Here is a 21,384-nt window from a genome sequence, read left to right as displayed (position 1 = left end):
GTAAATAATGGCAAAAGCTAAAAATAAAACACAAGTTGATGTTGAAAGTCAACAACTATTTAAATATATTGAACTTCAAGCAGAAGGTCTAAACTCTCCATTTGAAGAAGTTTTAGAATTATTTAGATCAGAAACTCAAAAAGCAATTACTAAACAAGTTGACCCTAATGCTGAAATTCAATTTGAAGTAGACTTTGATAATAAAGCTGTAAATATGTTCAACTTAAACGGTGAAGTTATTGAAGATGAAGAAATTTCAGAAGATGATGAACCTCAAGTTTTAAGTGAAGATGATGCATTAGCTAAAATCTACACAATTCCACTTTCAGAAGCTAGAAAAAACGATTCAAATGTTCAAGTCGATGATGTAGTTAGAATTCAATTTAAGTTTGCTGGATTATCAGACAAATTAAGAAGAGCAATCACAAGTGGTGTTAAACAATCTTTAAACTTAACAAACAAATCAAAAGTTGTTGAAAAATATTCAAAAATGATTGGACAAAAAGTTCCAGCAGTTGTTTTAAAACACTTATCTAACAACTCATACAATGTTATGTTAGAAGATAAACAAACAGCTTTCTTACCTGGAGCTAAAAAGCCTAAAAACTTAAAATTAAACTTAGGTCAAAAAATTATGGTTTATGTTGATTCGATTAATCCTGAATCAAGATTAAGCATTGTTACAGTTTCATTAAACTCAACAGAAGAATTAGTTGAAATCTTAAGAAACGAAATTCCGGAAATCAAATCAGGTGAAATTGTTATTAAAGACATTCAAAGAGTACCTGGAGAAAGATCTAAAGTTTCATTTGCACTTAAAGATCAAGATAGTGATCAAATTAATTTAGTTGGTTCAATTACAGGACAATTTGCTTCAAGAATTCAATCAATTGTTACTGAATTAGATGGTGAAAAAATTGACGTTATTGTTTACTCACCAGACACACTTGAATATGTTAAAAATGCTATTGCTCCTGGTAAAGCAGTTGATATTAAATGAGCTGATGAAGAAAGAAGAAAAGTTTATGCAATTGTTAAACCAAGCGATGCAACAGTTGTTATCGGAAAACAAGGGATTAATATTGAACTTGCTTCTAAATTAACAGGAACAAGAATTGAAGTATTAACAACTGAAGAAGCACTTGTAAAAGGAATTAAATTCAAAAATGATTATGTTCATGATGTGCACTACTTCAACACAACTCAACCAAAAGTTAATGCAAGTAAAAAACAATCAAAAACAAACTCAATGCTTAAAAACATTGATATGTACATTGATACAGACTCATTATTTGAAGACTTTAACAACAATATTTACACAGAATTAGAAACAGAAACAGTTGTGGAAGAACCAAAACAAAAAGCAGAAGAAGCTAAAAAACCTGCAACTAGCGAAGTTAAAACTAAGAAAAATAAAGCAGAAGAAATTAACAATATTTTTGAAGAAGAATCTTCAAACATCGAAAAACTTCTTAACTCATTAGATGAATACAGTTTCGTTGATGAAATCGACAAATACAATGACGAATTCACAGATGAAGTTGAAGATGAAACTCTTGATGAAGAAGCTGAAAACGCTAAAAAAGAAGAGAAAAACAGAAAAATGCTTAATGAATTTAAGAGAACTAAAAATCAACTTAAAGACTTTAAAGTGGATGATGACCTTACAAACTATGGATTATCAAACGTAAAACTTGATTTAGATGACTTAAATTCAGATGACTGAGATTAAAACAGTTTTTCGTAAGTGTATTGCGACAAATCAAGTTTTACCAGTTGATGAACTCACTAGATTCAGTTACGATAAAGAAAATAATTTATTAGTTTTAGACTTACATAAAAACAAAAAACATAGAGGAGCTTATTTTGTTGCAAGTTTAGAAAACTGACAAAAAATAAGAAAAACAAAAGCTTTAAATAGAACATATAAAACTAACATATCTAATGAACAATATGATTCATTAGAAAATGAACTTAAGGAGGTGTTATATGGCTAAAAAACAAAACAGAATTTCGAACGTAAATGAAATTAAAGAGCAATTGCAAACAACAAAAACTGAATTAAAAGATGGTGTATTTATTTTCACTGAAAAAATGTCAATTGCTGATTTTGCACAAAAAATCGGAGTACCTGCTACAGAAATTATCAAAAAATTCTTTATGCAAGGTAAAATGTACAACCTTAATACACTTTTAGATGAAGAGCAAATTGCTGAAATGGCAATTGAATATGGATATGACTTCAGAAAAGAAACAAACATTAATGGTTCAAACTTCCTTGATGAAGTTCAATTTAAAGATGATCCAAAAGATTTAGTTAAAAGATCTCCAATCATCACTGTTATGGGACACGTTGACCACGGTAAAACTACATTAATTGACAAAATCAGAAACTCAAACATCGTTTCAACAGAAAGCAGTGGAATTACACAACATACAGGTGCTTACCAAATTAGTCACAAAGGTCAAAAAATCACTTTCTTAGATACACCTGGACACCAAGCATTCACACAAATGCGTGCTAGAGGTGCTAAAGTTACTGATATTGTTGTTTTAGTTGTTGCAGCTGATGATGGGGTTATGCCTCAAACAAAAGAAGCTATCGAGCACGCTAAAGCAGCAAATGTTCCAATGATTGTTTTTGTTAACAAAATGGATAAACCTAACAAAGACCTTGACAGAATTAAAGGTGAATTAGCTGAAAACGATGTTCTTATCGAAGAATATGGTGGAGATGTTCAAATCGTTTATGGTTCAGCACTTAAAGGTGAAGGACTTACAGAATTATTTGATGCTATTATGTTATTAAGCGAAATTTTAGACTTAAAAGCAAATCCAAAAAGATATCCAATGGGAACAATTATCGAATCGCGTGTTGATAAAGGAGTTGGAGTTGTTTCTACAATTATTGTTGAAACAGGAACATTACACAAAGGAGACTTCTTAATCGCTGGTTCAAAATACGGAAGAGTTAGAATGATTACTGATTCTAATGGAAACCAAATTGAAGCAGTCGAACCGGGAGCACCAGCAATTATTTCAGGTCTTAACTATGCACCTGATGCTGGTGATAAATTTGTTGGATTCAATGATGAAAAATTTGCTAAGAAATTAGCTCAAGAAAAAGCTACAGCTGATCGTATGGATTTACTTCACTCAAAAACTATTACAGATCAAAATATTGATGGTAAAAAAATTATCAACGTTATTATTAAATCAGACGTTTACGGTACTTCTCAAGCTATAAAAGATCAAATTGATGGTTTAGAAAATGAAGATGCTATTGTTAAAGTTATCTCAGCAGCAGTTGGAAACGTCAATGATACAGACTTACTTTTAGCTAAAGCGTCAAATGCAGTTATTTTCGTATTTAACTTGAGAGTTTCACAAAATATTAAACAAAATGCAGCAGCATCAAACGTTACTGTTATTTCTCACGATGTTATTTACAAAATTATCGAAGATGTTCAAGGTATGCTTGATGGAGAAAAAGCGCCCATCTATGAAGAACAAAAAATTGGAGAAGGTCACATTATTCAAATTTTCTTCTACTCAAAAGTTGGAAACATCGCTGGTACAATGTTAGATGAAGGTGTTGTAAGATCTAACTGTAAAGTCAAAGTTTACCGTAAAGGAAAACTTATTCACGAAGGTGTTATTGACTCACTTAAACGTGAGAAAAATGACGTTAAAGAAGTTCTTAAAGGTAAAAACTTCGGAACACACATCAAAGGATTTAATGATATTGAAGCAGATGATGTCCTTGAATTCTATGAAGATGTAAGAGTTAACTAATAATTATTATGAAAAATCTTAAAAATTTAATTACTGATATTCCTAATTTCCCTAAACAAGGAATTGTATTCAAAGATATAGCACCACTATTAGCTAATCCTGATGCATTTGCCTATGTCATAGACAAAATGGCACAATTATGCAAAGAAGCAGACATTATTGTAGCACCTGATGCAAGAGGATTTATCTTCGGAACTCCTGTTGCTTACAAACTTAATAAACCATTTGTAATGGTTAGAAAGAAAGGTAAACTACCAGGCCCCACAATTTCTCAAAAGTATGACTTAGAATATGGTGATAACACTTTAGAAATTCAAGATAAAATTCTAAAACCAGGTCAAAAGGCAATCATTATTGATGACGTTTTAGCAACTGGTGGAACTACAAAAGCTATTATTGATTTACTTCAATCTCAAGGTGTAAAAGTTCTAGCTAATGTTGTTTTAATGATCTTAGATGAACTTGATGGATACAAGAAAATCAGTAAACTAATTGATGTAAAATCAATTCTATAAATTGCAAAATAAAATACTAGACTTACGAAATCTAGTATTTTTTTACATCACTATTTAGACTTGACTTCAAGGAATAATTCTGTTAATTGCTCAGAATCAACACTTGAAGGAGCTTGTGTCATAAGGTCTTCATTTTTTGAATTTTTAGGGAACGCAATAACATCTCTAATAGTTTTTTGGTTAGCTAAAATCATAATTAATCTATCAATTCCAAGACCAATACCACAGTGTGGTGGAACTCCATATTCAAAAGCTTTTAAGAAAAATCCGAATTTGTTTTGTTGTTCTTCTTTTGATAAATTGATCATTTCAAACATTTTAGTTTGAACTTCTTCATCATAAATTCTAGCTGAACCTGAACCTAATTCAAACCCGTTAAGAACTAAGTCGTAACTTTTTGCTCTAATTTTTTCTTTAGGTAATTTATCTAAATCTTCTAATGGATTATCGAATTGAGTGAATGGATGGTGAGCTGCTGCTCATTTTCCTGTTTCTTCATCATATTCGAACATAGGTCAGTCAATAATTCATTTGAAGTTATATTCATCTCTAGCTCATCCATATCAAGAATTAAGTTCAACTCTTAATGCTCCTAAAGCTTGTGAAGCATTTTCAAATTTATCAGCACAAATCAAGTATGTTCCTTCACCAAATTGTGAAATTAATTCTTGGACATCTGCTGGATTTAATTTTTGGGCAAAGTTTGTTTCAACAATTTCTTTATTTTCATTAACAACCAAGTAGAATAATGCTTTAACTTTGTTTTTCTTAGCTATTTCTTCAAGTTTCTTGTATTCTTTTTTGTTAATTTTTTCTACAAAATGAAGCAATCTAATTGAAGGAGCTGTTGTTATGATGCTGAAATCACTGTTTTTAGCAAATTCAGGAATATCAACAATTTTGTTTTCAAATCTAAAGTCAGGTTTGTCTGTTCCATAATCTCTAATGCAGTCATCGAATCTTACTCTATCAAAAGGAACTTTGATATCAACATTCATAACTTTTTTCATAAAATGTTTGAATAAACCTTCAATATATGATTGGAAGCTAGTAACATCCATAAAACTTACTTCGATATCTAATTGTGTGAATTCAGGCTGTCTATCTTTACGTGAATCTTCATCTCTGAAACATCTTGCTATTTGGTAGTATTTTTCAAATCCTGAAATCATTAATAATTGTTTGAATAATTGAGGACTTTGTGGAAGTGCATAAAATGCATTTTCTTTATTACGTGTAGGGACTAAAAAGTCTCTAGCACCCTCTGGTGTTGCTTTAGATAAAATTGGTGTTTCGATTTCTGTGAATTCTTGAGATTGTAAGTATTCTCTAATTGCAAAAATTACATCATTACGTAATTTAATGTTATTTTGCATAACATTTCTACGTAAGTCTAAGAATTTATATTCAAGTCTTAATTCTTCTTTAACTTCAATGTCATCTCTAATTTGGAATGGTAATTGTTCTTTAGATGATGATAAAACTTTGTATTCATCAACTAAAATTTCAATATCTCCTGTAGATAAGTCAGGATTTCTATCTTTTCTTTCACAAACTGTTCCAGTTACTTCTAAAACAGATTCTTTTGTGAATGAAATAGGTGTTTTAAATACTAATTGTGTAATTCCAAATTTGTCACGTAAGTCAACGAAGTTTAATTCACCAAATCTACGTTTGTTAGCTACTCACCCATATAAAGTAACAACTTGTCCAACATTTTCTAATCTTAATTGATTATTTTTAATTGTTTTTTTCATATTATTTTCCTTCTTCTAATTCTTCAATAAGAAGTGTAACATCAACTAATTTAGAGTCACTGATTGTGATGTGTTCATCGCTATTTTCTAAAATAAAGTTAAGTGCAGAAATGATACCCTCTTCATTTTTTGAGAATGTAACTTTTTCTCCTGTAACCATATCTCTAATGATTAATAAGTTAGGGTTAATCATTTTGTCATCATAAACTAAGAAGTCAGCAGTTCTCTTTGCTGCTTTTTCAAATAACTTTTTATTTTTAATTAAAGAATGTTCTGTGTAAACTGATAAACCAGCTGTTGCAATATAATTTTGTCCCATTATAGTACCAAAAGCAATATTATCTTCATCATTTGTCATTGCAATATAAACATCAGCGTGTCTTAGTTCTGTATCTGGTTTTAAAATTTCCATCGCATTTTCTCTTACAACATCAACAACACGATCGATTCCCATTCCAAAACCAACACTTGAAATATTATCTCCACCTAATTGAGCTATTAAGTTTGAATATCTTCCTCCACCAATTAATGTAAGTCCACTTGTTGAACCTTTACCTGTCGTTACAAATTCAAATACAGTTTCATCATAGTAATCAAGCCCTCTAACTAATTCATTTGAAACTTTGTATTCAATATTTGCTGCATCAAGTGCTGTAGTAACTTTTACAAAGTATTCTTTTGATTCGTCTGATAAATAATCAACAATTTTAGGCGCATTTTTAATAAAAGGTTTTTGCGAATCTTCTTTATCATCAAGAATTCTTAAAACTTTTTTGCTTTCTAATCTTTCTTGTGAAATTTCACTTAACTCAGATTTGTAAGGTAATAAGTAGTTATATAAAGCTTCTTCATATTGTTTTCTACTTAATTCATCACCAATTGTGTTGATTTTTAATTCTCAATCAACCATTAAGTTATCTAAAATGTGTGCAGCTAATAAAATAACTTCCACATCCTTTGTATAAGCTTTTTCACCTACAAATTCAACACCAGCTTGATAGAACTGTCTGTATCTACCTTTTTGAGGTTGCTCATATCTAAACATCGGTCCATAGTAAGCAAATTTACTAAATCCATCATTTAATCATTTTTGTTCAATAAGTGCTCTAACAAAAGGTGCAGTCCCCTCAGGTCTGAGCGCTATATCTCTGTCACCTTTGTCTTTAAATTCATACATTTCTTTTTTAACAATTTCTGAATCATCCACAGAACGTCTGAAAAGTGTAGCTTGTTCCATAATAGGCGTTTCCACTAAAACATAACCTGCTTTAGCAACTGTTTCAGTGAACATATCAGTTACAAAATCTTTTAATAAAAACTCTACTGGTGAATAGTCTTTTGTTCCTTTAATTTTTGTAATCATAGTGACTCCTTAATATATTTGGAAATTATACTTTTTTCTCTTGCAGCTTGTTTATTTGTTTAACAATTTTTAAAATTCTTTTTCTGATTTTATTTTTAACTAAATTAGCTCATATAGTTTCTAAAAATGGATGGAATTTATACATATGAGATTGAAATTCAGTTTTAATTTCAATCTCTTTTTTAGCTTTCTTGTAAGAAACGCTTGTAATAGTTGAAAATCTTTTACCTTTTGTTTTAACTTGAAAAATGTAATGTTGTTTTGTGTTATCTCAATCAAGTAATTGGAGCTTATCTATTTTTGATTTTTTAAGAAAGCCGGTTGGTTTATTGACTAAATAATCAAAAACATTTTTCATATCTTGAACAGTTTTGTTAATGTATGAATAAACATAGTAAGTTTTATTCATTGATTCAATCATCTTGTTGTATTTAAGTGTAAGTAAGTTATTGTTTTCTAAATACTCTTGCAACATCACACAGAAGTTAAATAGAAAATCATAATTTTCAAAACTTAAATGTTCATTAATATCATTTGAAAATGAATTTGAATTGTATGCAAATAAAATGTTATTTGGGTCATACATTTTATTTTCAAATTCATAAGGAATTTTAAAAGTATTAAGTAAGTTGATAATCAACTCTGAAGCATCTAGTGGAATAAAAATATTTGGTTTATCAGTTAACTTAGTTTCTTTTCATTTTAAATATTGGTTTGAAATGAAAAGATAAGCGATTTGGTCATTATTTAATTCAACAAAGCTATTTTTAACTCTAGCAAATAACTTAATATCATTATGTTCATCCATGACAATAATTAAGTTGGCATTGTAATTAGTTGATAGAGCTCATTTAACAATAGAAAAAGTTGAATTTTTATTTTTTAAATCTTTGTTAAGTGTTGGATTCAACTTTGAAACCTTAACATTTAAATTTGATAAAAATCTATTAATAATGTAGTTTGATAAATTGTCGCTAATAAGTGTATAAACAACCAATTTGTTGTTTGAACTAAAATCAAATTCATATTTAACTGATTTTAAGAAGTTTTCATAAGCTGAGTCAATAACTTTGTCTGAGTTTAAAACAATTGAATAATTTGAATCAGAAACAAATATGTGATCTTTAACTTCATAAAGTTCATTAATTAACTTCTCTTGTTCTTCAAGTGAAATTAATTTATTTTTGTTGTAAATTTTTAAATAAAACTTATTATTAGTTTCTTTGTAATCTAAATAAACTGAATAATCTAAATCCATATTGTTTACACTTGTATTGATAAAAAAATCATTTAGCTTATCAATATTAAAAGTATAAACGTGGTACTTTTTATCATTTAAAAATCTAATCAATAAATTTTGAAGTTTAGAATTAATATTAACTTTGTTTTTTAATGCAACTAAAACTTTTCTTCTTCTATTAAAAATTGACTTTCTAGGAAGTGATTTATCAAAAAGTGAAATCAAATTAAGCAATGTATAAGGGTTCAAATTGTTGTAACCAAGTTGATTTTGTGTATCAAATTCAATTCCGTAAACAGTTGATTTTGCTCTTGTGTAAAATTCACCATTTGGAAACTGATTATCAACCTTTCTTACAAATTCATTAATGTCTGAATTTATTAGTTCTTTGGATTTATAGAAATTAAATCAATGTGTGATTTTATTGTTAATTTGACTCATTTTTACCTTCCTTAAAATTTATTTTAATTTTATCAAATTAAAAAATTACTTTTCAAGCATTTAGAGTAAAATTAAAAACATAATTATTGATTAAAAAGGAGTTTATTTATGTCACTAAAAGCAGGTATTGTAGGTCTTCCGAACGTAGGTAAAAGTACATTATTTAGTGCGATTACTAAAAAGCAAGTTGAATCATCTAACTACGCTTTCACAACTATTGAACCTAACATTTCATCAGTTCCTTTAATTGATCCAAGATTACAAAAAATTGCAGACATTATCAAACCAGATAAAATTGTTTGAGCTACATTTGATTTTGTTGACATAGCCGGACTTGTTGAAGGCGCATCAAAAGGTGAAGGATTAGGAAATAAATTCTTATCAAACATTAGAGAAGTTGATGCAATTATTCACGTTGTTAGATGTTTTGAGGACAAAAACATCTTGCACGTAGCTAATTCAGTAAATCCTGTAAGAGATAAAGATGTTATTAACTATGAGTTAATGTTAGCTGACTTAGAAACAATTAACAACGTAATTAACAGAGTTACTAAAAAAGCTAAATCAGGTGATAAAGATGGTTTAATTGAGTTTAATGCTGCTAATAAAGTTAAAGATGCATTGCTTCAATCAATACCAGCTCGTGATGTTGAACTTGATGAAAATGAATTAAAAGCTGTTAAAGGTTATCATTTGCTCACATTAAAATCAATAATTTATGTAGCTAACTTAGGTACAGAACAATATGCAAATTACAAAGATGATAAACTTTATAATGAGCTTAAAAATTCATTAAAACCAAATGAAAAAATCATTCCAATTTCAGTTCAATTAGAATCTGAGTTAGTTGATTTATCAGATGAAGAAAAAAATGAAATGCTCTCAATGTATGGTGTAGAACGTAGTGGTCTAGATGTTTTAACAAGAGAATCATTTGATCTTCTTAATTTAGAAACATACTTTACAGCAGGTAAAATCGAAGCAAGAGCTTGAGTTTATCATAAAGGTTGAGCAGCTCCTAAATGTGCCGGAATTATTCATACAGACTTTGAGAAAAAATTCATTAAAGCAGATGTTATTGCATACGAAGATTACATCGAACACAATGGTGAATTAGGTGCTAAAAACGCTGGTAAAATGCGTTCTGAAGGTAAAAACTACATTATGAAAGATGGTGACGTTTGTCACTTTAAATTCGGGAAATAATAATAAAAAATCATCATTTTAGGTGATGATTATATGAGGGGGTTTAGTATAGTGGTAGTGCTGCAGTCTCCAAAACTGAAAGTAAGGGTTCGATTCCTTTAACCCCTGCCAATTTCAAATAAATTTTCTGGTGTTTTCGAGGTACCAGATTTTTTTATTTTTGATATTTATTTTAATAGAAAAATTTAAGAATATTTTTAGCTATTTTCACTTTATAAAATAGACATAAATTACAGAACATTAGGAAGAATAATGAACAAATTAAATCTAATTTCTGTAGTTAGGTCAAAACGTAAAGTCAGAGAAATCAAGAATACAAATGTTAAGATTAAAGATCTTGTAAATAGAGATTACAATGGAATTACAAATAATATTATTGCAACAGATGTTTCATATATAAAAGCACCAAATGATATAGATGAAAATCACGTTTATCTTTCAGTTGCAATACATCGCAAAACAAAGAAAATTTTGAATTGAAACTTATCAAGAAGAAATGATACAGATTTAGTTATTTCACACATCAAGGATATCAAGTTTAAAAAACCTTGAATTCTTCATTCAGATCACGGGTTTCAATATTCATCATCTAAATATCTTGATGTAGTTGCAAAAAACAATGGAAATGTATCTATGGGTAGGGTCGGAAATTCATTAGATAATAGGGAAGTTGAATATTTCTTTTCAAACATCAAATCTGAGTGTTTAAACTTTGTAAATTACAAAACAATTTGCTTTAATAAACTCAAAAACATTATCAAAGATTACATTGAATGATATAACAATGAAAGATTTCAATCTGTCTTAAATTGAAAACACCTCAACAATATTGAGACGATTTGAGTTTTTATAAATTGTCTATAAGGCTTGTCCTAGTTTAATTTTTCTTATTCTTATAAAATTCAGCAATCTAGTTGCAGTAATCTAGAATCTGATTTAACCCAAAAACATGCAGAATATAGTGATAGAGTAATAAAAGGCTTTGATTATGTTATAATCAAATAATTAAAAATATTGAAGGAATTTAAGGATAAGTATGTCACAAATAATTGATGAAAATGTTTTATGAAAAGCAGCAGAAAAACTAAGAGACAAATGTGATCCTGCTGATTATAAAAATGTTGTATTGGGCTTAGTCTTTTTAAAATATGTTAGTGATAAGTACATTGCTAAATATGATGAACTAAAAAAAGTTGGTGATGGTAGAGAAAATGATGAAGACTATTATATTCAAGATCATGTATTTTTAGTACCTGAAAATGCTTTATGAACCAATATAGCAAGTCGCTCTAAACAAAGTGATTTAGGTCAAGTAATTGACGATGCCTTCATCGAACTTGAGAAACACAATAATCAACTAAAAGGAATTCTTCCTAAAACTTATTCTAAGAGTGATTTAGATAAATCTGCTTTAGGAGATTTAGTAGACTTTTTCACTAATAATTTAAATATGGAAGATGCTGATGGTGATTTCTTTGGCCAAGTTTATGAGTACTATGTAGGTGCTTTTGCTAAGTATATACCGACAAAAGGTGGAGAATTTTTCACTCCAAAATCTGTTGTTGAATTAATGATTGATATTTTAGAACCTTATAGTGGTAAAGTTTTTGACCCATGTTGTGGAAGTGGTGGTATGTTTGTTCAATGTTCTAAGTTTGTTAAAGAGCATCAAGGTAACGTTGACAACATCTCGATTTATGGTCAAGAATCAAACCCTGGAACTTGAAAAATGGCTAAAATGAATTTAGCTATCAGAGGACTTGAAGGAAATTTAGGTGAAAAAAGTGCTGATTCTTTTACAGATGATTTACATAAGTCTTTAAGAGCAAATTACATCATCGCTAATCCACCATACAATTTAAAAGATTATTGAAAACCATCTCTTGAAGGTGACCCTAGATGAGTATTCGGAAAACCGGACATGAAGAATGCTAACTATGCATGACTTTCATTAATGTATTCTAAATTAGCACCTAATGGTAAAGCAGCAATATTGATGCCAAACGGAGCTACAACAAGTAATACTAAAGATGATTACAAAATTAGAAAGGCTATGATTGAATCAGGTGAGGTTGAGGCAATTCTAGCATTGCCTAATAAATTATTTTCAAATGTTACCATTTCAGTTCAATGCTGAATCTTAAATAAAGGAAAAACTAACACCGATGTTTTATTTGTAAACGCAGACAACTTAGGGAAATTAGTCTCAAGAAAAATAAGAGTCCTTGAACAAGAAGATGTAGACAAAGTTGTTAAAGCTTATCGTGATTTTAGAGAAGGTACTCTTATAGATATACCAGGTTTTTGTAAGAAAGCTACATTAGAAGAAATCAAAGAAAAAGATTTCTCTTTAAATCCTGGAAGATACGTTGGAGCAGATGAGTCTAACAAATTATCTCCTGAAGAGATTCAAGAAGAGTTAAGAAAGACTACTGCTGAATTATTAGAATTAATGAAGGAGGGTAAAGAACTAGAAGATAAAGTTAAAAAGATATTGATGGAAGAATTGTAATAGTGTTAACTATCTAGAAATATTTTAAAAGTAATTTTTCTTTAATAGACTTTAATTTTAAAATTTTTTCTTTATAGCCCATTTCTAAATTTAAAAGAATAACTGCAATCTTATTATATGTTTTGAATTCATTTTCATTTAATAGAGGAATTGTTAACCCTAAAAACGTATCATCGTTTAAGGATGGTCTTGTTGATGCCTGAGAAGAGTTGTATAAAATATTTTTTACTTCATCTTGCATAAGGAAATCTCTAATATATTCTTTAATTAATTCATTATTCGGAATTACTTTTAATAATGCCACATTATATGCACCCACTAAACCATACCTTACAGCACCAGCATCACCATATTTATCTATCATAATGTCATACTTATTACATAAATGATTTCGTTTTGAAATAGGTATATATGTTTTATGATTGTCCGAATCATAATCTCTATTTTGAATAAATCTAACATAACCTTCTTTTTCTTCATAGATATGCTCTGATTTTGGAGGCTGAGCCCCATTTTCAAAAGTCACTATTTCTTTGAACAGGACTGTATTGATTGAATTTAAAGAAAAATGCTTATAAAGTAATCTTCTTAATCTCTTGGTTGAATTAAAAATTTCTAAAGTCTTTTCAATCAAATTATCAACTGTTCCTATAGTGTTAACTATCTAGAAATATTTGCTGAATAAAATATCTTTAATTTTAATTAATAAAGAGATTTGATTTCTATAATTTAAAATTAAGTTGTAAATTTGACCTATCTGCTCATTAATCTCTTCAGAATGATTGTTTAAATTTATTGATATTTTTTCAAGCATTGGTTTAGTAATAAATTTAATTACTGATCCTTGAGAATTATTTTTCAAAACATTTATATTATTTTCACATTCTTTTAGAAACAAGTAAAAATATTTTTGAGGTTCTAATACATAAGTCCTTTGATATGCATTAAATTTGCCCTTGTAATGTTTAACTGAGATTTCACCATTACCAGCAATTATTATAGCCTCACAATCAAAAGCATAATCATTAATTAGTAACTCATTAGTACCACATGTAAAAAACGGAAAAGAACCAGCCTTATCAGCTTCATTAGCATTAAGTTTTCCTGTTTTTATTAAGCATACATCTGCTAATGATAGATTTTGTATACATGGATATTCAGAATTTTGAGAATAAAGATTTGTTGACATTATTTTTAAAAAATTTATTTTCTCCTCAATTTTTTCAATCAAATCATCAACTGTTCCTATAGTGTTAACTATCTGTATTAATTTTGAGAAAAATAACTGCTTTTTTATATAATAATTTCGAGGTAAAATCATATGTTTAATGAAGCTACTATTGAGAATAGCATTATAGAACTTTTAGAAAAAAATGGTTTTGAATTTTTAAATTTTGATGATTCATGACTAAGTGAAAGAAAGCTTGATGAATTCATTAATAATGAAGTTCTTTTAAATTCGTTAATTAAAATAAATAAATTTAATGATTTAGAAATACTTAACGAAGCAATGAATATGCTTATGAGAGTTGATAATCCTTCTTTATTCGTAAGGAATTTTTTAGTTCACAAAATCTTAGTAGAAGGTGTGACAATTGAGTCAAATAAATATCAAGTTAATCCTCTTATTAAATTCATTGATTTTGATAATGTAGATAATAATACATTTCAAGTGGTTCATCAAATTAAGTTCAACGAAGGAAGATCGACTAGAATACCAGACATAGTTGTGTACATAAATGGACTTCCTTTAATTGTAATGGAACTTAAGACTTTAGTTGAAGATGCTACTGGAGCAACATTGGAAGACGCTTACAATCAATTAGGTGGAAGCAGCGAGTCTAATGGATACCGTTATGATATTCCAACTTTATTTAATTACTCTGCTTTTTTAGTAATTTCTGATGGAGTAAGTACTAGAATCGGAACATTGACTTCTAAATTCGATAGATACAATGAGTGAAAAAGTGTTGATGGTAAAAAAGGTTATGATGCTAATTATGCATTTAAACTAAACACCTTCATAGATGGAGTGTTTGAAAAAAGCAGATTACTAGATATTATTAAACATAATATTTTCTTTATTCAAGACAAAAATGACAAACCAGTTAAGATAATCTCGCAGTATCACCAGTATTTTGGGGTGAAAAAATCAGTTCAATCAATTTTAAATAGCATTAAGTCAAACGGAAATGGTAAAGCCGGTATTGTTTGACATACTCAAGGTAGTGGTAAATCATTTTCAATGCTAATGCTTGCACATAGATTATTGATTAACAAAGACTTAAATGTTCCAACTATAGTGGTTTTAACAGATAGAATCGACTTAGATGATCAACTTTATAAAACTTTCTTTAGTGCGCGTAATTACCTAAAACGCGAACCTCAAATAGCTACATCTAGAGAAGATTTAGTTAAGAAGCTTAAACACATTAAACAAGGTGGAATAATTTTTACTACAGTTGGTAAATTCGATAAGCATAATTTACCACAAAATGAACGTTCAAACATTATCGTAATGACTGATGAAGCTCATAGAGGACACTATGGAATTTATGAGACTGTTCATTACGAAAGAAATAAAGAAACTGATGAATTAGAAGCAGTTTTCAAATATGGAGTAGAAAAGTATATTAGAGAAGCATTACCTAATGCTACTTTTATTGGATTTACTGGAACTCCGGTATCAACAAAGGAAAAACAAACAACAGACATTTTCGGTGATATTATCGATGTCTACGATATGACTCAATCAGTTATCGATGGTTCAACAGTAAAACTTTTTTATGAATCTAGACTTGCAAAAGTTTGGACAGATCAATCAATATTGAATCAAATTGATAATTACTATAATGATTTAGTGAAAAATGAACAAGCAGATAATCAAGCAATAGAAAAATCAAAACGTGAAATGAGCAAAATTAAAGTCATTTTAGAAGACGATGACATGATTGATTTATTTGCTAGAGATATTATGGCTCATTATTCCGAGAGAAAAGGAACTTTAAACGGAAAAGCCATGATTGTTTGTCAAACTCGTCATGCAGCTTTAAAACTATATAAGAAAATAGTTGATGAGATTACACCTGAAATGAAAGAACAAGTAATTTTAGTCGTTACTGAATCTAATAAAGACACAGAAGAAATGCGTAATCTATTTAAAGATTCTGCATATAGAAAAGAGTTAGGTGAAGAATTTAAAAAAGATACATCAAAATATAAAATCGCAATTGTAGTTGATATGTGATTAACCGGTTTTGATGTACCTGACTTAGATGCAATATATTTTATTAAGAGACTCAAATCTTATAATTTAATGCAAGCTATTGCTCGTGTTAATCGTGTTTATCCAGGTAAGTATTATGGTTTAATTGTCGATTACATAGGTCTAAATGAAGCATTGAATGAAGCATTGACAGAATATACAGATAGAGACAGACAAGAAAATGTTCAAGATGTAAAGAAAGAAATTTATGTCATCTTGAAAGAAAAATTAAGTGTACTTAATGAATGGTTTTACAAAATTGATAAAAGCAAATTCTATAGCTCTAATGATCACGAAAGATTTGAAGCTGTACAAATCGGAACAGAATTTGTGTTACAAGAAGCCAAAAGAGAAGATGCATTTATGAGTGATCTTTCCTTTTCTGTAAAGCAAGCCTTTGTCGTTTGTGCTGGTATTTTAACTGAAGAAGAGAAAAATGATGTTTATTATTACTTAGCTATTAGAAGTTTTATTCTAAAGCTTAGAGCAAAAACTCCAACTGTTTCTATAAAAGAAATGAACGAATATGTTTCTAATCTTCTAGCAGATGCTATTAAAGGTGATGAAGTAAAAGTATTAACTCAAACGAAAGAAGATTCAAATAAAGTTATTGAATTGTTGAGTGAGAAAAACATAGAAGAATTAAGAGTAAAAAATCCTCCTCATGTGTTTGTTCAAATTGTCAAGAAGTTGCTTGAAAGAGCAATAGCTGAATCTAGAAAAAATAATTATTTTAAATCTCAAGAATACAGTAAAAGATTAAGAAAAATCTTAGAAAAATATAATGATAGAGATGCTATTTTTTCACCAGAACAAACTATTGTTGATTTAGTTGGATTCGCTAGTGAAATGGTAAGGGATGAACAAACAGCTAGAGACCTTGGTGTATTCGGAAGAGAAAAAGCGTTCTATGATGCTTTAATTAGAGATAAATCAGCTAAAGAATTACTAAACGATGAAACGCTTAAACTTATCGCTAGGGAATTAAAATCAGTAGTTGAAGAATACGCATCAACAGACTGAATCCATAAAGAATCCACAAGAGCAAGAATGAGAACAAAAATAAAAGAATGTTTGAAGAAGTATAATTATCCTCCAGAATATCAAAAACAAACTGTAGATGATGTTATTAAACAAGCTGAATATATAATGAGTGAAGATTAATCTTTAAATTATTTAGGATATCAAATTCGACTTAAAAGAAATATTACAATTAGACTTTATTACTTATTAAACGATTGTTTTAGTAAGTAATAAAGTCATTTTTTATTCTTTTGATAAATTTTCAATAAAAAAGAACAGCTAACACTGTTCAATTTATCTAATAATTAGTATTCTGTTGAATGTTCTAATGAATCGATGCTCAATTCAACAGAAGTTCTTTTTCCAAATGATTCAATTTGAATTGTAGCGATATTTGCATCTAAGTTTAATGATTTAATTGGACCAATTTCACCTTTAAATGGACCATCTAAAACTACAACTAAATCATTAATTTTAAGTCCTTGTAAGTTTTTACCTAAGTTAAATAAGTGTGTAGCTTCTTCAGCAGCTTTTTCCATTTTTCTAATTTCTCTAGAAGAAACAGGTGTAGGTTTTGCTCCTTTACCAGATGATCCGATGATACCTGTAACATTTTGTGTGTTACGGACAACGTATCAAGCTTCATCTGTCATATCCATATTTGCAAAAATGTATCCAGGGTAAAGGTTTGTATATTTAACCTTGTATTCTTGACCTAAACGTCTTTTTTCTAATTCTTTAGCTGTTAAGATAGGTTTTTTAAAGATTTTAAAAGCGCCATCTTGTGTTGCATATTGATTAAATGATTCTGCAACATTTTCAGCAATAATACGGTTATTTAAAGCTTCGATAACTTGTTCTTCTTTTCCTCTAACAGTAGAGATCATGTATCATTTAAAATTATTCATAATTTACCTTTCTAAACTGAACCAATTACTTCTCATAATTTTGTAAATCCAATTGTTACTGCATAAACAAATAAAGCAAATATAGCTGTAAAAACAAGAATTTTAACAAGGTTTATTCAATTTTGTCTTGGAGTTGCTCAACGAACACGTTTAATTTCTTTAACAGTCTTTCTAAAGAAATAAATTTTATTTCTGCTTTCAAATCTGTCTTCTAAAGACATTTTTGCTGTTTCAACATTTTCAGTTTTTGCTTTCTTATTTTTTATCATAATTAAACTTCTTCTTTGTGAATTGAGTGTTGTTTGCAATGAGGACAATATTTTTTAATTGCTAAACGTTCTGCATTTCCAGCACTCTTAATTGTCACGTAATTTTTCTTTCTGCATAATTCACATGCAATTGATACCTTGTTACTTTTCATAGTGTTTTAATTTTACCACAACATTACAATATACATTAAGTAAATGAATGCTATGTAATAGGTTTAATTGAAATTATTTACATGTGCAAAAAAACATGACACATTACTTTCTTCATCTAAATATTGATCTGACTTTTGCAAATGCTAAACGCACTCCTAAATTAACTGTTGGTACTAAATTACCTCTAACTAAGCTTAAAAATAATCTATTTCTAAATTGATTCTTAATAATAAGACCAATAAGCTTAATATTGTTAGAACTAATAAGCTTCATTTTAGGTGTTTTTAGTATAAAGTTGATTGTTTCATTAATGATTTTATTTTGCATTTTAGTCATATTTAAGTTGCTCAATAACTTATCTACATATCTATCAAGAGCTTCAAAATCTTTTCTTGAGAGATATTTATAATCAATCTTGCAATAAGCTAAAATGAATTGAATTAATTTATCCTTATCAGTGAACAATTGTTCTAAAACAATGTTTAGAAACTTCGATGATATTTGTTTGATTAGCTCTTTGTTTTGGATAACAAAACTATTAAAGTAAGTTTCGAAGCTAACAAAATGTGAACTTGATAAAAAGAAATCTTTAAAAATAATCATAAATTCATCTAAATCATTTTTTACTAATGAAAAATCTAAATTAAACTCATAATCAATCTTTTTAATATCAATTGGAATCTTAATAAATTTTCTTTTATTTAACTCTCCAAGGATAAAATGAATTAAATCAATTATCTCTTCTTTGAAATTAGGGTACTTTTCAAAGAATTTTTTTGTTATATCAAACAATGTTTTTTCATTTGAAACTAAAAAGAATTGTCAAAACTTATTAAGCGAAATGTTTTTGTTTCTAGTAAAGAATTTTTCAACATTATCAATCAATGTAACAAACTCTTGATTATTAGCTAAAAAGTCAATTAATGTGTCTGTGAATTTTAGTGAACTGAATTTATTTTCAATATATTCAAGTACGTTTTCGTCATGGAAAATCTTACCAATGAGTGACATAACATTCTCATTTAGAAGTGCGCTGAAATTAAGAGTGATATCTAAACCCTTAGTTAGTTTCTCATTAATCAATGAATTACTAATTGTGCTTATATAAATTCTAATTAGCGAACCTTCTAGAACACCTAATTCTTTGTATCAAGTTTGAACAAGATCAATAATTTTGTTATCCGGGTATATTGGAATACTTCTAAATTTAGTTCAAGTAAATTTATTTAAATGATGCTCTTTAGCAAAATTTAGATAAAGTTTCTTTCCAATGTATTTATAACATTTCTTACTGCAATGAATATCTAAAAACAACTGATATCATTTGCGTTCATTTCTTAAACATTGTTCAAAGTCAAATATTTCAACATATTTAGTATTTGTTGCCGCTGAAACTTCTACAAAAATATTCTGAAATACCTTGTATATAGATTTAAAAATAGAATAACTCTTGTTTAAAAGATTATCTTTGTTTTTAAGAATCAACTTGTTAAGCACAGGTAATGAAGCGATAGGATAATCGACTAAATAGATTTTGCAATTTGTATTAACTTCTTTAATTTTGTTAACTAAAACAATATATTCATTAATGATTTGCTGTGTTGTACGTTTAACATTTTTCAATAAATCATCAATTTGTTTATTTTGAAGGTAGTAATCTTTTTGAGACATCACTTCAACTAAGTCTACATACGAAATACTGAATAAAAATTCAATTCCACTAGAGTTTATAAATAAGTAATCTGCTTCCTTAATTTCTTTTAAATATGAATCAAAATCATAATTAAAACAAGTGTGATTAAATTTTTGAGCTAGAACTTTATTTATGTGCATTAGCTCTCTTGTTTCATCCGTAAACTCTTCACCAGAAACGATATTAATTCAAGTGCTAATCTTGCTTGCTGATAGGCCTAAATTACTATATTTAATGTCTAAATTTCTACCAACATTCTTCTGAAATAACTCAATGAAATAGTCTGAATAAGCATAACCTAACTCATCTAAATTTCCATATGTTCCAGTTCCTTGAGATAAATCAAAACCTTGCGCTATTGAGTCGCCGATAAATACAAATTTTTTATTTCTAAAATTGCGATTATTCATATTACTAAAATATTAGCACATAATATAAAAACAGAAAATTTACAAACAGAGGATACAAAAACCACTTAACTTAAGAAAGTTAAGTGGAAATCTAATAGACATTCTAAAAAATTAAATAATAAAATTAAAGAAAGGTGTTTGACATTTAACAGAAAATGTCTAACTGATGAGAGAAGAAAAAATAATGAATTTCGGTTCATTTAGAACCAATTTTGTATTTCGCATTTAATAATAAGGTCTTATATTGAATAAAAGTCAATAAATGGAGAAATATAAGAAATTAAAATACTTTTCAAATGTTTAGAAAGGAATAATCCAACAAATGAACTAAAACCATATTAAATTTTGTTTTAGAAACCATAAAAATAAACTATAAAAATTTAATAAAAAACCAAAGTGAGTAATGAAGAACATAAACTGGAAAGTGAAAAAGAGTTTAGTCCCCACAACATACAAGAAGATAACCGTAATTTTGAGAAGTACCTCAAAAATTTACACTAATAAAATAAAAAGCAACAAGAGAAAACATATTAATTAAACTTACGAATTTTCCTTAACCCTTAAAACTTAAATTCAAGTTTAATTAATTTTGACCATCCCACACACTCCCCCAAGCAACTGAGATGATACGTTTTCATAACCTAACACTTACCCAATGTTATTAATATGCAAGAATGAATAATTATTGGAAATAAAATTCAAGTGAGTTTACCTAAAACATGAAAAAACATAAATACAATCAAAAAAAGGTCTATACATGCATATTTTGTAAGTGAAAAAATAAAAGAAATATAGAGGGGACAAAATCGTCAGAGAGTAAAAACGATTTGTCTC

The 21,384-nt window shown here is 28.2% G+C and carries 17 protein-coding genes and 1 tRNA gene; 9 read left to right on the top strand and 9 right to left on the bottom strand.

The features are described 5' to 3' along the window. The first annotated feature begins 7 nt into the window (after positions 1 to 7). Genes VBM86_RS01190 through VBM86_RS01175 form a run of 4 tightly spaced genes read left to right on the top strand, consistent with a single transcriptional unit; the run spans position 8 to position 4,310 of the window. The gene (locus VBM86_RS01190) at positions 8 to 1,732 is read left to right on the top strand and encodes a NusA N-terminal domain-containing protein (protein ID WP_323189586.1); all 1,725 of its coding nucleotides are present in this window, start codon (positions 8 to 10) and stop codon (positions 1,730 to 1,732) included. After that, positions 1,719 to 1,997 (top strand): YlxR family protein, encoded by a 279-nt coding sequence (locus tag VBM86_RS01185; protein ID WP_323189585.1) that lies wholly within the window; start codon positions 1,719 to 1,721, stop codon positions 1,995 to 1,997. Before VBM86_RS01190 ends, VBM86_RS01185 begins: the two co-directional genes overlap by 14 nt. Then, positions 1,990 to 3,795, top strand: a complete 1,806-nt coding sequence (infB, locus tag VBM86_RS01180; protein ID WP_323177620.1) for a translation initiation factor IF-2 — start codon at positions 1,990 to 1,992, stop codon at positions 3,793 to 3,795. Before VBM86_RS01185 ends, infB begins: the two co-directional genes overlap by 8 nt. Before the next feature lie 8 nt (positions 3,796 to 3,803). Then, a complete protein-coding gene (locus VBM86_RS01175) occupies positions 3,804 to 4,310 on the top strand; it encodes an adenine phosphoribosyltransferase (RefSeq protein WP_323189584.1) in 507 nt (168 codons plus the stop codon). A 50-nt stretch (positions 4,311 to 4,360) separates the two neighbouring features. Here VBM86_RS01175 and aspS read toward each other — a convergent pair whose 3' ends face one another. Genes aspS through VBM86_RS01160 form a run of 3 tightly spaced genes read right to left on the bottom strand, consistent with a single transcriptional unit; the run spans position 4,361 to position 9,111 of the window. Beyond that, the gene (gene aspS / locus VBM86_RS01170) at positions 4,361 to 6,067 is read right to left on the bottom strand and encodes an aspartate--tRNA ligase (protein ID WP_323189583.1); all 1,707 of its coding nucleotides are present in this window, start codon (positions 6,065 to 6,067) and stop codon (positions 4,361 to 4,363) included. A 1-nt stretch (position 6,068) separates the two neighbouring features. Further along, the gene (gene hisS / locus VBM86_RS01165) at positions 6,069 to 7,430 is read right to left on the bottom strand and encodes a histidine--tRNA ligase (RefSeq protein WP_323189582.1); all 1,362 of its coding nucleotides are present in this window, start codon (positions 7,428 to 7,430) and stop codon (positions 6,069 to 6,071) included. Between the two features lie 25 nt (positions 7,431 to 7,455). Next, positions 7,456 to 9,111, bottom strand: coding sequence for an MAG5620 family putative phospho-sugar mutase (locus VBM86_RS01160; RefSeq protein WP_323189581.1), 1,656 nt, complete (start codon positions 9,109 to 9,111; stop codon positions 7,456 to 7,458). Between the two features lie 108 nt (positions 9,112 to 9,219). On the opposite strand from VBM86_RS01160, the gene ychF reads away from it, so the two are divergent. The 4 genes from ychF to VBM86_RS01140 all read left to right on the top strand — a co-directional run bounded on the left by ychF (position 9,220) and on the right by VBM86_RS01140 (position 12,829). Beyond that, positions 9,220 to 10,317 (top strand): redox-regulated ATPase YchF, encoded by a 1,098-nt coding sequence (ychF, locus tag VBM86_RS01155; RefSeq protein WP_323176617.1) that lies wholly within the window; start codon positions 9,220 to 9,222, stop codon positions 10,315 to 10,317. Positions 10,318 to 10,354: 37 nt separating this feature from the next. After that, positions 10,355 to 10,428 (top strand) — tRNA-Trp (locus tag VBM86_RS01150). A gap of 141 nt (positions 10,429 to 10,569) precedes the next feature. After that, the gene (locus tag VBM86_RS01145) at positions 10,570 to 11,181 is read left to right on the top strand and encodes a DDE-type integrase/transposase/recombinase (protein WP_323189580.1); all 612 of its coding nucleotides are present in this window, start codon (positions 10,570 to 10,572) and stop codon (positions 11,179 to 11,181) included. Between the two features lie 172 nt (positions 11,182 to 11,353). Then, positions 11,354 to 12,829, top strand: a complete 1,476-nt coding sequence (locus VBM86_RS01140) for a type I restriction-modification system subunit M (protein WP_323189579.1) — start codon at positions 11,354 to 11,356, stop codon at positions 12,827 to 12,829. 13 nt (positions 12,830 to 12,842) lie between these two features. Here the strand turns inward: VBM86_RS01140 and VBM86_RS01135 are convergent, their stop codons facing one another. Further along, complete coding sequence (locus tag VBM86_RS01135; RefSeq protein WP_323189578.1) at positions 12,843 to 13,463, bottom strand: restriction endonuclease subunit S; 621 nt, start codon at positions 13,461 to 13,463, stop codon at positions 12,843 to 12,845. Between the two features lie 30 nt (positions 13,464 to 13,493). Continuing rightward, positions 13,494 to 14,150, bottom strand: coding sequence for a hypothetical protein (locus tag VBM86_RS01130; protein ID WP_323189577.1), 657 nt, complete (start codon positions 14,148 to 14,150; stop codon positions 13,494 to 13,496). Here VBM86_RS01130 and VBM86_RS01125 point away from each other — a divergent pair, their 5' ends adjacent. Next, positions 14,151 to 17,258, top strand: coding sequence for a type I restriction endonuclease subunit R (locus tag VBM86_RS01125; RefSeq protein ID WP_323189576.1), 3,108 nt, complete (start codon positions 14,151 to 14,153; stop codon positions 17,256 to 17,258). 164 nt (positions 17,259 to 17,422) lie between these two features. On the opposite strand, the gene nusG is transcribed toward VBM86_RS01125, so the two are convergent. The 4 genes from nusG to VBM86_RS01105 form a co-directional block, all read right to left on the bottom strand. After that, positions 17,423 to 18,025 carry a transcription termination/antitermination protein NusG gene (gene nusG / locus VBM86_RS01120; protein ID WP_257089437.1) on the bottom strand — a complete coding sequence of 201 codons (603 nt, stop codon included), beginning with the start codon at positions 18,023 to 18,025 and terminating at the stop codon, positions 17,423 to 17,425. A gap of 11 nt (positions 18,026 to 18,036) precedes the next feature. Next, entirely contained in the window at positions 18,037 to 18,294 is a 258-nt protein-coding gene (gene secE / locus VBM86_RS01115; RefSeq protein WP_323189575.1) for a preprotein translocase subunit SecE, read from the bottom strand. Positions 18,295 to 18,296: 2 nt separating this feature from the next. Continuing rightward, the gene (rpmG, locus tag VBM86_RS01110) at positions 18,297 to 18,446 is read right to left on the bottom strand and encodes a 50S ribosomal protein L33 (protein ID WP_257089433.1); all 150 of its coding nucleotides are present in this window, start codon (positions 18,444 to 18,446) and stop codon (positions 18,297 to 18,299) included. Positions 18,447 to 18,549: 103 nt separating this feature from the next. Further along, positions 18,550 to 20,550 carry a hypothetical protein gene (locus tag VBM86_RS01105; protein WP_323189574.1) on the bottom strand — a complete coding sequence of 667 codons (2,001 nt, stop codon included), beginning with the start codon at positions 20,548 to 20,550 and terminating at the stop codon, positions 18,550 to 18,552. Between the last annotated feature and the right edge of the window lie 834 nt (positions 20,551 to 21,384).

The sequence above is a fragment of the Mycoplasma sp. 21DD0573 genome, assembly GCF_034863425.1.
Taxonomy (GTDB): Bacteria; Bacillota_I; Bacilli_A; order Mycoplasmatales; family Metamycoplasmataceae; genus Mycoplasmopsis.
The sequence above is the reverse complement of the archived record's forward strand: the minus strand, read 5'-3'. Positions and strand labels throughout refer to the sequence as shown.